Here is an 11,044-nt window from a genome sequence, read left to right on the forward strand (position 1 = left end):
CCACCCGTCGGCGGGCACGTACCGGGGCGAGGTACGTCGCCGTAAGTCGTCTCCCGCACGGCATTGGTTGCCTGGGAATGTGCCGTGGGCGCGACGGGACTTGCGGTCGGTAGGGATATGTTCTGGTCGTTCATCGTGAGCGGCGCCGAAGCCGGTCTCAGATCATCGATGGGTGGGTCGTGCGTCTGCGTGCGCCCACCAGCATCGCAACACATAGCGCAATGGTGAGAGTTTCGGTGATCACAGTGAGGGCGGCGTATGGTGTTGGTTCCCAGCCGATCTCGGTGAATCCGAACAGACCGATGGTGCGGGACAGGGCGAAGGCGCAGAGCGACCCCGCCGAGAGCGCGGCGGCGGCGGCTGCCATCCACCAGGGGCCGCCCAGGAGGGTCAGGGTCGCGACGGCGCAGGACAGGCTGGCTTGGAGCAGGAACGCGGGCCCGATGGTGGGGATGGCGTGGTAGCTGTCGATGTAGAGGTAGGCGTGCAGGACGCCGCTCAGGGCTAGGGATGCGCTCATTCCGCTGCGGAGCGCAATCTTCACGGGGGTCTTCGTGGCGGTGAATGTCATTGGAGTTTGTCCTCTGTGATGGCCAGGGAGTGCTGGCCCTTGCGGTAGGTGACCTCGCGGATGCCGAGGATGTCGGCGAGTTGTCCGGCGGGCAGGGTGAGCGGTTTGGGCGTGGGGCCGTCCCCGGGGTGCGGCAGTGGGTACGCGGTGGTGGTGGCGCTGTGAAAAGTGACGTTGCCCTCGGTTTTGGTGAACAGTTGGTGCACGTGGCCGTTGAGGCAGGTGACGGAGGCGAACCGGGACAGGTAGCTCAAGGCCTGGGCGGCGTCTTCGGTGCCCCAGCCCCAGTCGGGGTACATCGCGAACAGGGGGATGTGGCTGAACACGATAATGGGGGTGTCACTGGAGAGGGCGGCGACGTCCTTGCGGACGAAGTCGAGTTGCTCGGTGCCGAGGTGACCGAGTTTGGTCATGTTGAGAGTGTTGACCAAACCGATGACGTGGACCCCGGCGACGTCGAAGCTGTACCAGCCCTCGCCTTGGGTGCCGGCGCCGAAGGTTTGGCGGTACTTCTGGCCGGCGTCGTCGGTGGAGTCGTGTTCGCCGGGCACGGTGAACACGTGCGGGGTCTTCAGTCCGGTCAGCATCTGTTTGACCTGATCGAACTGGGCCGGGGTGGACAGGTGGGTCAAATCGCCAGTGTGGATGACGAAGTCTGGGGTGTAGTCCAGGGCGTTGATCTGCTCGATGGCGTGGGTGAAGGTGTCGGTCACGTTGGGGTTGGCGGTGCCCTTGAATCCGATGTGGCTGTCGCTGACTTGGACGAAGCGCAGATCGGGTCGGGCCGTGGCCAGTGGCGGAACTGCGCCGGATCCGGCAACGTGGGAGATCACCTCGCCTCCGCTAACGGTCAGGACCACGGCGGCGCCGAACCAGGCGGAGTGGCGCATCAGTTGGCGGCGCGTCATGCCCTCGGGATCACGCTGGTCACCGTTCACGAGGTCACCACCACGGTGGCATGCATGAACGGGTGGATCGAGCAGATGTAGTCGAAGTGGCCTGCGGTGCGGAAGGTGAAGCTGAACGAGCCGTTGGTGTCCATGGCCGGGGAGTGAAACGATCCGTCGTTGGCGACCACGGTGTGGGGTTCGCCGTCCTTGTTGGTCCAGGTCACCGTCGACCCGACCGGCACGGTCAACGTGATGGGGGCGAAGGCGAAGTCGTCGATGCTGACCGCGGGGCCCCCCACGGGCGCGCTCGGCCCGCTGGTGGGCGTCATCGGTACTGGGGTCTCTGAGCCGGGAGTGTCGGCGCCGGTCAATCCTGGGGTGATGCTGCTCTGCGCCCCGAAGGTGACCGGCGGGTTGCCCGAGGGCCCACCGGCCGAGCCGGAGCAGCCCGAGAGCAGCAACGTCGCGGTGAGTGCGGCGACCGGCAGCACGATGTGCGCGCTGCGAGGGAGGCTGCGAGAAAGGGAAGCCATGTGCGGAGATGAACCTTTCGTAGTCGGTGACCGGGGCGTCCGCGGGGATGTGGAGCCTCACCCACTAGATAGGGCCAGGGGTTACGGCCCGAGCACATCGCTCGTCGTGGCTGGTCGAAGTCAAGCTGATGCCCGAGTGTGCATGCGCCGATTCGCCTCTCCCAGTACGCATCCCACGGTGCCCTCAGTGGCTGACTCATCCGCCGTTGCAGGTGAGGTGAAGGTAGACGGTGTCCAATGGTGCTGGGTGGATCGGGTGTGCTGTTGAGGGTGAGGTGCCGTTTCGAGGTCCCCGGGCACCGGTGACCTGGCAACTCGACACCGCAAAGATCGTCGCTGCGCCTCGGAGCACGTCGTGGACTGTGGCGGGCTCGGCTGCCGTCGCGCCGATCAGTACCGGTGCAGTGATCGTCAGGGCGACCTCGACGATGACAGTGAGGACAGCGGGCGTGATGATTCTCATTGGGTCCCTTGTGGTGTGTGAGGACGGGGTTTGCGTGGGCTCGGTGGTCGCTGAAACTCATGGGTCGTGCGATGGGGCGGATCGCTCCGGCTGCGGTGGACCTACCGGCGTCCGGCGACGGCCCGCCGAGGCCCAAGGGTGTTTTTGCACTTGGCCTTTGGGGGTGATGACCCGCTGGCGGGTTCTCGCGACGCGACGGCGGTGACTACCCCGACGTCGCGTCGGTGACTCGGCGTCGCGGGTCGAACATGGTGGGTCAGTGGTCGTCGGGGCAGGAGATGTCGACATAGACGGTGGTGAAGTGGGTGTCGTCGATGAGCTGGCCCGACGAGTCGACGTTGGAATCCGACATTCCATGGACATCGGTGACCGTGCACTCCGATATGGGGTCATCGGCGGATCCGTTGATTCGGACGTCGAAGCCTTGGGTGTGCAGGCTGCTGATGGTGTCTTGGGCGTTGCCGGTGTCGGTGGACGCTGCGGTGGCAGTGCTAGCGAGCCCCAATCCGACCGCCGCCAGCGTGCCGATAATGGTGGTGGTGATGGCGCACGTCCTAATCCCAACGCGCGCAAAGTTTGTGTGTCTCAATGTCTTTCCTTCATCGTGTGTGCGGGAAAGGGCACGCGGTGGGGCACACCCAGTGAGGCGGGTGGCGGCGGGATCGCTGTCGTGCCACACCAACAGAGATAGGTCCCGGGGTTACACCGCCGCGCCCCCGGCAGCCTGCACGGAATGGACTGCGCTGAACCAATGCCGTTGTCATCGGGTGCTTCCACGCGTCGACCGCGGCCTTGGAGCTGGCTTTGGGTCCCGCGAACACGTCGTACTCGGCTTGCGATTATCACCCCCCTTCCTCTTCCCCGGCCGTCGGCGGCGGCCGGCGGGGAGATCAGCTCCGTTGGGGTGCACCTAAAGCAACCCGATAGGCGCCCGGTGGGGTGTTGGGTGTAACCCGGGTGACTATTGACTAGGTGTGGGCATGCCAGGGCTGGTTCGGCGCCTGACCGACGTGGAGGGAGGGAACGGCCGATGATGGCGCGACGTGATCCTCCCGAGTCGCCAAGGATCCTTTCGGCCGTGCCCGCCCCCGACGGGGGGTACCGAGACTGGGAAGCGGTATACCAAGACAACGTCACCTGGGTGTACCGCACGCTCTACGCGCGGGTGGGCAACCGCGCCGACGCCGAAGACCTCACCGCTGAAGTCTTCCTCGCGGCGTTGGGCCCGCTGCGCCTCTCGGCATCGGCGGCCGAGGTCCGTGCCTACCTGCGGGCCACCGCGCGCACCGTGCTGGCCGCACACTGGCGGGCCACCCTAGGCCGCGAAATCACCCTCATCGAGGACCTCGACGTCACCGCCCCCGATAGCGAGGACGCCATCAGCACCGCCCCGCACCGCGCAGCCGCCGCGTTGGCGGCTCTGCCCGATCACTACCGCCAGATCTTGGAATTACGCTTCCTGCAGGGCCGTTCCATCAAGGACTCCGCGGCCGAACTCGGTATCAGCGTCGCCAACGCCAAAGTCTTGCAGCACCGCGCTCTACGCTTGGCAGCACAGGCCAACGACACCGGCAAGACAAGGGAGGAACGGCTATGAATGCACGCGACCGGGCGCGCTACGTCGATGACCTCCTGGCCGGGCGTCGTCCCCGGCCATTTACCCCCGACGACTTCGAAGCCGCCCAGATCCGCACTGCCATCGAGTTGCAGGCCGCCCAGCCCGGTGGGGATGAACCCCGCCCAGAGTTCCTCTCCGATCTGCACCGTCGCCTCGCATCCCAAATGGATGGCACGAAGCCATCAACGACGACCGGCCCAACGACAGGGGCAAGCCGCCGGCAGGTCATCGTCGTTGGCACCGCGGCGGCCGCGGCGGCCGCGGTCACCGCCGTGGCCGCTGATCGCCTCGCCCTCCACGCCGGTGGCGGTGACGCCACCGCGTCACCGGCCACGACCTCCGAACTAACCCCCAACGACGGCACCTGGCAAAGAGTCGCCTCCAGCACCGACGTCTCCGAGACCGGCATGCACCGCTTTGAGCTGGGTTCGCTCAGCGGGTTCGTCCACCGCGTCGACGGCCAACCCGAGGCGGTGTCGGGGGTGTGCACCCACCAGGGCTGCAAACTGTGGTTCGACCAATCCGATGACCGGCTGCGCTGCCCGTGTCACACGACGTCGTTCTCTCCCAGCGGGCAGGTCCTGAGTTACCAATTGGCGATTGCGCCCGCCCCATTGCCAAAGATCAAAGTCCGCGAACACAACGGCGCCATCGAAGTGTTCGCCCCCACCGAACCTGTCTAACACCGCTGGTCTACGACGGCGGCATCATCGGAGCCCAGATGGACCGCAACCCCTCGATCACGGTCGCCGCCCGCGACGCGGTAGGGGCACTCCCCCGGCGAGGTCGAGACCACGAACGAAACCCGCGGTCCCCTGCTGCTGATGGCCTCCAAAAAAGACCACACCGTGGACCCGGTACTTGTGCATTCCGCTCTCAAGCAGTATCGCAAGTTCAGCGCCATCACCGAGATCATCGACTATGAGGACCGCGGACACTCACTCGTCGTCGATCAGGGCGCCCCCAAGTTGATGGAGGACTCGTTCGCTTGGCTGGAGGAACACGGCCTTCGCTAGAGATTCGCTGTCGCTTGCCACAGCATCCTCATCCATGCGCAACCCGGCTGTCTCGGCGGCGTGGCGCATCACCTCCTCGCTCAGGGTGCAGAGGATGAGGAACTGGTAGCGCGGCAGGGCCGGCCCAAGGTTTCCCCTGCAGCGACTCTGCTCTGACACTTCACCGGGAACGAGTGTGTGCTGCGGTACGGCGCGCGAACTGCTCGTAGTCGATCGGACTCCGCCCCAATAGATTTGGTAGATCGTCGAGGTTGCCCGCCGGAAGTCCGTGGACGTCGTAGTAGGTCATCATCTGCACGTAGGTGTCCTGCGCTTCTGACGACCAGCTGCGAAACCCTCGGGCGTTCGGCGCGGCGCGCAATCCTCGAACGACGTCGGGAAGGGAACGCAATCTGGTCGACAGCACCGACTTGGCAACGGCTGAACCGAACGGTCCCACGGCCGCGAGCGGATTCTCCAATGCCTGCGGTGGAATGCGGACGGCCACCATCGGGTGGCCGAGTACTCGGCTCCAGATGCGCGCCATGTCGTGGCGGGTGAGTTCCACCGTCGATAGGTCATAGGTCTTGCCGAGGTGTGCCCCCGGGTTGACCAACACCTTCGCCGCTGCCGCGGCGATGTCCTCCACGTCGACGACGCCCATTCGACTCTCCGGGGAGGTGGGGTATGGCAGGAGTCCCGCGCCGAAGAAGTCCCAGAAGTCCAGCACGTTCTGCATGTAGTGCGAGGGACGCAGCACCGTCACGGGCAGACCCGCGTCCTGCAGGATGGCCTCGACCCTGAGCTTTTGCCGATGATGCGGGAGTTCGGCGATGTCGGGGTGAATGACGGAGTGGAACACGACCTGATCGAGCCGTTCAGCCTGCGCTGCCACGACGAGACGTTCGGCCACGGGCATTTCGTCGACGAGCTGGGTCGGGGCGGCGTGGTAGATCTGGCGGGTTCCACGAAGCGCGTTCTCCAGATCCCCTGGGCGCCTCAAGTCACCGATCACGATCTCGGTTGCCCCGTCCGTTCGCGATCGTCGCGCCTGGGCCTCGTTCTTGACGAACGCCCGCACCGTACGCCCGTTGGCGATGAGCTGCCGAACGAGGGGACGTCCGACACCACCGGCTGCGCTGGTCACCAGAATCATGGCGTGCTCCTATCATGCGGATCGAATGAGTCTGTGGCGCAGTGAGATTGATCGCCACTAGTCATGTAGGGCTCTGCACCGGTCGCAGCGACCGTGCAAGCGCCGGCATCAGCACGCGGCGTGGTACCAACCGCGCCAGTGCCGCAGAGATCGAATTGCTCACTCCCGAAACCGCAGAGGGCGGCGTCCGACGACGATCGAGCGCCCGCAAACCCGCCGCCGCGACCTCGTCGGCGGACTGCATGCGGCCCACGGCGGTGGCGGTTTCGCCGATCACGTCGAAGAATTCGGTGCGGGTGGGTCCGGGTGCGAAGGAGAAGACCGTGACGCCGTGTTGCCGCGCTTCGTACCACAGGCTTTGACTGAAACTGAGCACGAATGCCTTGGCCGCAGCGTAGACCGCCAGGGTCGGGACCGGTTGGTACGCCGTCGTGCTGGACACGTTCACGATTGCGCCACGACGTCGTCGAACCATGTCCGGCAAGAACGCGTGGCAAAGATCCACGACCGCTGCGACGTCCACAGCCAGTACGCGCGCGAAGTCCTCCGCGTCGCCCTCCACGAAGGGACCCTGAACCGCGAACCCTGCGCTGTTGACCAGCAAATCCACGTCGCCATCGACGAGCGCCCGCAGTCGGGCTCCCGGGTGCGCAATGGAGAGGTCGAAGACCACCGGTGTGCACGAGATCCCGTGCCGCGCCATGAGATCTTCGCACAGCAGGTCGAGCCGATCCTGGCGGCGGGCGATCAGCACCAGGTCACAACCGCGCGCGGCGAGCGCCCTGGCGAAGGCCTCTCCGATCCCCGAGCTGGCACCCGTCACCAACGCGCGTGCCGTCCCGTAATCGTCGAGCACGATGAGCCTCCCGTTGCGCCGGAATGCGAATGACAGCTTTGCAATGCGACTATTGCATTGCGAGTGCAATTGACGCAAGGCTCCAAGCTCGTACCATCGTCGAATGGCCGGTAGGTCGAGCCGTGGCGCCTCTGAGCGACAGGCGGCCGTCGAGCGAGTCCTCAGTGGACAACGGGTGTCGACCGTTGCCGAGGAGGTGGGCGTGCACCCGGCCACCGTGCACCGCTGGGTCAGCGATGCGACCGCCAGCGACGCGGAGTACGTCCCCACCGATCTGCGTCTGATGAGTGCCACGCAGGAATTGCTTCGCGACCAGGACTACAGCCAAATCACCGTCGAAGAGGTCGCCCGGCACTCCGGTGTCGCGCTGCGTACGGCCTTCCATCACTTCGACAGCAAGCGGGAACTCTTCCGGGCAGCGATCGACAACGCCGCAATGGTCCTGGTCGAAGCCATGCGTCGCCACTATGAAGGCGCTCGGTGGCCAGATGAGCCGCTCCTGCAGTTGAGCACCTTCTTGCGCCTGTCCGCCGAGGCCATCTACGCCACACCGTCGGCGCACGTCCTGTTCCGCGACCTCGGAGTTCCGCGGTCCGACTGCTTTGCCGAGCGCTGGCACGACACCTTCGAGCAGGCCGTCGAGCAAATCCTGGCGCGATGCGCGGCGGTCTCGGCGGTCGATCCCGACACCAGTGTCCCGGCCGCAGCGCACGCCATCACCGGCGCCATGCGCGGGATCCACGCCGCGGTCTTCGACGGCGGCGATCCCGCACAAGCTTTGCGGATCATCGATCGCCTCCACCTCACGGTGTCGATCGGCCGAGCAGAGTGAGCATGAAACGCGATGATCGGCCGGAGGCAGTGATGACTGACCGACCTGCCGGTGTCCTGCAGCGCCCTTGGTTGGCCAGACTCGAACCTCGCAGCGGGCAACACTTTTCGGCGATGTCGCTGTTACCTGACCGCGCACGAGAGCTGGCGCCGCTGCTGGGACCGGGGCCGGTCGCGTGGGCGGTGGAGCTGGGCGCGACGATGGCCGACCGCATCATCTCGGCAATCCCGGAACTTGCGGCCGACGCAGTGGCCGTCGAGGTGCGTAGGGGCTGCGAGGCGGTGGCGTTGGGCGCGCTTGCCGCCCTCGTTGGCGAGGCGGACGAGCCCTTCGCCGCGATGCCGGAGGTGCTGAGCGGTCCGGCGGAGGTGGTGGCGCGTGGGATCGGCATCGAGCACATGCTGCGCAGCATCCACCTCGCCCACGCCACGGCCACCGAGGTGTTGCTCGATGCGGCGGCCCGCGTCATTCCCGCCTCGCAGCGCTTCCGCGAGATGCGGCACATCAGCGAGCTCCTCTTCGGCGTCGTCGAAGTCGTGAACGAGCGGATGGCGAGCGAGTACGCCCGCGCGCACGAGGCGTGGCTGACCAGTTCGACGGCCCTGCGCATGGAGACCGTCGAGAACATCCTGTCCGGCAACCCAATTCCGCTCGCTCGGGCATCGCGAACGCTGGGTTATGACGTGAGTCGATGGCATCTTGCGGTCATCGTCTGGACCGGTGGACCCACCGCGGCAGACCCAACGCTGCTGCGGCACGCTGCGGATGCCGTGCTCGGCGCGGCGGGCTGCGCGTCGACGCTGGTGTTGCCGGTGGGCGCCCACCGGGTGTGGGCCTGGGGGTCTCGTACCGCGAACCCCCCGGTACCGTCCGACGCGGGGTCCGCAGCGCTACCGCCAGACGTGCGGGTCGCGACCGGGGTTGCCGGTCTCGGCGTCGACGGGTTTCGGCGCAGTCATCAGCAGGCCAGCCACGCCGCCCGTGTCGCTGCGATGTCGACGGGCGCCGATCCACTCCTGCACTACACCGACCTCGACCTCGTCGCGATGCTCAGCGCGGACCTGCCCGCCGCCGAAGAGTTCGTGGCGCGCGAACTCGGCGCACTGGCCGGTGCTGGTGAGTCGGTGGCCATGATGCGCCACACCCTCAAGTGCTACCTCGATCGCGATCGCAGTCTGGCCCGTACCGCGGCCCACCTGCACGTGGCCCGCAACACCGTCGCCTATCGCGTCCACCGCGCCGAGGAACTCAGGGGGCGGCCGGCCACCGAGCGCCGTCTGCAACTGCATGCCGCCCTCACCCTCGTCGAGGATCTCGGCGACGCCGTCCTGCCCACCTGAACGGTTTGCGCCCGGCATCGGTTCGTACCCTAGTCCAAACGGCGCCGCCCGATTCTGGACCTCACCCCAAGACTGCTGATCGCGCTGAGGCCTTGACTGGAATGGTCTCGCACACCCGCAATCACAGGAGATTCGGTGGTCACCAACCTCGTTCGCTACCGCCACGAACAACGCGTCGGATGGGGTGTCCTGCGCGGCGGCCTCATTACACCCCTGCGCGAGGACTACGCTCGCACGGCGGATCTGATCGAACACGGGGAATCCGACTGGCGCTCTGCCTCCAAGGAGGCGGGCAACCTGGCGTGGGCAGAGGTCGAGCCGCTCTCGCCCATCACCACCCCCTGTCGGGTCATGTGTCAGGGCGCCAATTATCGGCAGCACGCCATCGAGTCCGGCATGAACCCCGACGATCGGGCGTTCAATCTGTTCTTCGACAAGACCGACGCCAGCATCACCGGACCGCACGCCCCGGTCGTGCGGCCAGCTCGCGTCGAGTTGCTCGACTACGAGATCGAACTGGCCCTCGTGATGCGTCAGCAGGTTGACACGCCGACCACGATCACCTCGGAGAACCTGCACCAGTACGTCTTTGGCGTCACCATCGCCAACGACCTCTCCGCCCGCGACGTACAACTCCCCCAAGGCCAGTTCCTCAAGGGCAAGAGCTACCGCGGCTTCTGCCCCATCGGACCGGTCTTGGCCGTGCTCGAACCCGATGACATTCCCCTGCTCGACGACCTCGACCTGCGTCTGGAGGTCAACGGCGAACCGCGCCAAGGCGATACGACGGCGAACATGCTCTACCGCCCTGCCGAGACCCTGACCGAGCTGACCGAATTCTGCGATCTCAGCCCGGGCGACGTGCTGCTCACCGGCACCCCGCACGGATGCGTGGCCACCTCGCCGCCGCCTCTGGTGCGCCGACTCGCCACCGCGTTACTTCCCGAGGACAAACTGTGGGCGTCGTTCATCGCGATGAATCGGCGCAAGTCGTACCTCACACCCGGCGACGTGATCACCGCATCCATTCGCCGCGCCGACGGTGCGTTGGACCTCGGAACCCAGCGCACCATCATCACCGCACCCGAGGAAGGACCATCACGATGAGCGCCACACCGAGCCCGCTGCAACCGTCGCGGCCCGGGCCGGCTGACGAGACGACGCCCGACCTCCATGAATTGCCCGATCGAGTGGTGCCTGCGTTCATCGCACACTGGGTGGTGAAGACCGCTCGCAGTGCGGAGATGATCGACTGGTACGGACACGTCTTCGGCGCCCGCGTCGTCCACGAGGACCGTCAGATCGCCTTTCTCACCTGGGATCACGAAAGTCACCGACTCGCGCTGGTCAAGCTTCCGCGACCCCTGCGTCACGTCTTTCCGTTGGCGAGAATTCGCCGCAAGACCTATGGCATCGACCATCTCGCGTTCACCTTTCCCTCGCTGGAAGCGCTGCTGCTGACCTATGAGCGGCTGAAAGGCGTTGGAATCGAACCCGTATGGTCCATCAACCACGGACCGACCACCAGCCTCTACTACGACGATCCCGAAGGGATCCGGCTGGAGTTTCAGGTCGAGAACTTCCCCACCGCCCAGGAAACGGCCGACTACTTCACCAGCCGGGAGTTCGCCGACAACCCGATCGGCGTCAACACCGATCCGGGTTATCTCTTGGAACGGCTCCGCGCCGGGATCGAAGAAGGCAAACTGCTGCGCCGCGGCGCGGGCACCCGACCAGGGACCAAGCAGCGCGCCAACAAGCGCGCGATCACGTGGAAGACTCTGTGACAC

General features: G+C 66.1%; 13 protein-coding genes. 7 read left to right on the forward strand and 6 right to left on the reverse strand.

Going from position 1 to position 11,044, the window contains the following annotated elements; translation table 11 throughout:
- Window positions 1-157: 157 nt before the first annotated feature.
- The 4 genes from G6N60_RS15915 to G6N60_RS15930 form a co-directional block, all read right to left on the reverse strand.
- A complete protein-coding gene (locus G6N60_RS15915) occupies window positions 158-544 on the reverse strand; it encodes a hypothetical protein (protein ID WP_372510914.1) in 387 nt (128 codons plus the stop codon).
- Between the two features lie 23 nt (window positions 545-567).
- Window positions 568-1,509 carry a metallophosphoesterase family protein gene (locus G6N60_RS15920; protein WP_163739080.1) on the reverse strand — a complete coding sequence of 314 codons (942 nt, stop codon included), beginning with the start codon at window positions 1,507-1,509 and terminating at the stop codon, window positions 568-570.
- Window positions 1,506-1,994: a cupredoxin domain-containing protein gene (locus G6N60_RS15925; protein WP_163739083.1), complete on the reverse strand. Its 489-nt coding sequence runs from the start codon at window positions 1,992-1,994 to the stop codon at window positions 1,506-1,508. Before G6N60_RS15925 ends, G6N60_RS15920 begins: the two co-directional genes overlap by 4 nt.
- 719 nt (window positions 1,995-2,713) lie before the next feature.
- On the reverse strand, window positions 2,714-2,962 hold the full coding sequence (locus G6N60_RS15930; protein ID WP_163739088.1) for a hypothetical protein: 249 nt from the start codon (window positions 2,960-2,962) through the stop codon (window positions 2,714-2,716).
- A 528-nt stretch (window positions 2,963-3,490) separates the two neighbouring features.
- On the opposite strand from G6N60_RS15930, the gene G6N60_RS15935 reads away from it, so the two are divergent.
- From G6N60_RS15935 to G6N60_RS15945, 3 genes are all read left to right on the forward strand, one after another.
- Window positions 3,491-4,054 (forward strand): RNA polymerase sigma factor, encoded by a 564-nt coding sequence (locus tag G6N60_RS15935; RefSeq protein ID WP_163744041.1) that lies wholly within the window; start codon window positions 3,491-3,493, stop codon window positions 4,052-4,054.
- Window positions 4,051-4,758 (forward strand): Rieske (2Fe-2S) protein, encoded by a 708-nt coding sequence (locus tag G6N60_RS15940; RefSeq protein WP_163739090.1) that lies wholly within the window; start codon window positions 4,051-4,053, stop codon window positions 4,756-4,758. The genes G6N60_RS15935 and G6N60_RS15940 overlap by 4 nt, the downstream gene beginning before the upstream one ends.
- A 141-nt stretch (window positions 4,759-4,899) precedes the next feature.
- Window positions 4,900-5,091, forward strand: coding sequence for a hypothetical protein (locus G6N60_RS15945; RefSeq protein ID WP_163739094.1), 192 nt, complete (start codon window positions 4,900-4,902; stop codon window positions 5,089-5,091).
- A gap of 160 nt (window positions 5,092-5,251) precedes the next feature.
- Here G6N60_RS15945 and G6N60_RS15950 read toward each other — a convergent pair whose 3' ends face one another.
- Entirely contained in the window at window positions 5,252-6,226 is a 975-nt protein-coding gene (locus tag G6N60_RS15950) for an SDR family oxidoreductase (protein WP_163739097.1), read from the reverse strand.
- Window positions 6,227-6,287: 61 nt separating this feature from the next.
- Window positions 6,288-7,082, reverse strand: coding sequence for an SDR family NAD(P)-dependent oxidoreductase (locus G6N60_RS15955; RefSeq protein ID WP_163739101.1), 795 nt, complete (start codon window positions 7,080-7,082; stop codon window positions 6,288-6,290).
- A 103-nt stretch (window positions 7,083-7,185) separates the two neighbouring features.
- Here G6N60_RS15955 and G6N60_RS15960 point away from each other — a divergent pair, with 103 nt between their 5' ends.
- From G6N60_RS15960 to G6N60_RS15975, 4 genes are all read left to right on the forward strand, one after another.
- On the forward strand, window positions 7,186-7,914 hold the full coding sequence (locus tag G6N60_RS15960; RefSeq protein WP_163739104.1) for a TetR family transcriptional regulator: 729 nt from the start codon (window positions 7,186-7,188) through the stop codon (window positions 7,912-7,914).
- 113 nt (window positions 7,915-8,027) lie between these two features.
- Window positions 8,028-9,254, forward strand: coding sequence for a PucR family transcriptional regulator (locus G6N60_RS15965; protein ID WP_246240743.1), 1,227 nt, complete (start codon window positions 8,028-8,030; stop codon window positions 9,252-9,254).
- A gap of 135 nt (window positions 9,255-9,389) precedes the next feature.
- A complete protein-coding gene (locus G6N60_RS15970; protein WP_163739111.1) occupies window positions 9,390-10,361 on the forward strand; it encodes a fumarylacetoacetate hydrolase family protein in 972 nt (323 codons plus the stop codon).
- Window positions 10,358-11,041: a VOC family protein gene (locus G6N60_RS15975; protein WP_163739114.1), complete on the forward strand. Its 684-nt coding sequence runs from the start codon at window positions 10,358-10,360 to the stop codon at window positions 11,039-11,041. The genes G6N60_RS15970 and G6N60_RS15975 overlap by 4 nt, the downstream gene beginning before the upstream one ends.
- Window positions 11,042-11,044 lie beyond the last annotated feature (3 nt).

The organism is Mycolicibacterium madagascariense (assembly GCF_010729665.1).
In the GTDB taxonomy this organism is placed as follows: domain Bacteria; phylum Actinomycetota; class Actinomycetes; order Mycobacteriales; family Mycobacteriaceae; genus Mycobacterium; species Mycobacterium madagascariense.

What these genes read in the sequence shown, in the direction of transcription:
- G6N60_RS15925 (WP_163739083.1), bottom strand. Translation starts at nt 1,994, where the DNA reads ATGGCTTCCCTTTCTCGCAGCCTCCCTCGCAGCGCGCACATCGTGCTG.
- G6N60_RS15935 (WP_163744041.1), top strand. Translation starts at nt 3,491, where the DNA reads ATGGCGCGACGTGATCCTCCCGAGTCGCCAAGGATCCTTTCGGCCGTG.
- G6N60_RS15940 (WP_163739090.1), top strand. Translation starts at nt 4,051, where the DNA reads ATGAATGCACGCGACCGGGCGCGCTACGTCGATGACCTCCTGGCCGGG.
- G6N60_RS15945 (WP_163739094.1), top strand. Translation starts at nt 4,900, where the DNA reads ATGGCCTCCAAAAAAGACCACACCGTGGACCCGGTACTTGTGCATTCC.
- G6N60_RS15950 (WP_163739097.1), bottom strand. Translation starts at nt 6,226, where the DNA reads ATGATTCTGGTGACCAGCGCAGCCGGTGGTGTCGGACGTCCCCTCGTT.
- G6N60_RS15960 (WP_163739104.1), top strand. Translation starts at nt 7,186, where the DNA reads ATGGCCGGTAGGTCGAGCCGTGGCGCCTCTGAGCGACAGGCGGCCGTC.
- G6N60_RS15965 (WP_246240743.1), top strand. Translation starts at nt 8,028, where the DNA reads ATGTCGCTGTTACCTGACCGCGCACGAGAGCTGGCGCCGCTGCTGGGA.
- G6N60_RS15975 (WP_163739114.1), top strand. Translation starts at nt 10,358, where the DNA reads ATGAGCGCCACACCGAGCCCGCTGCAACCGTCGCGGCCCGGGCCGGCT.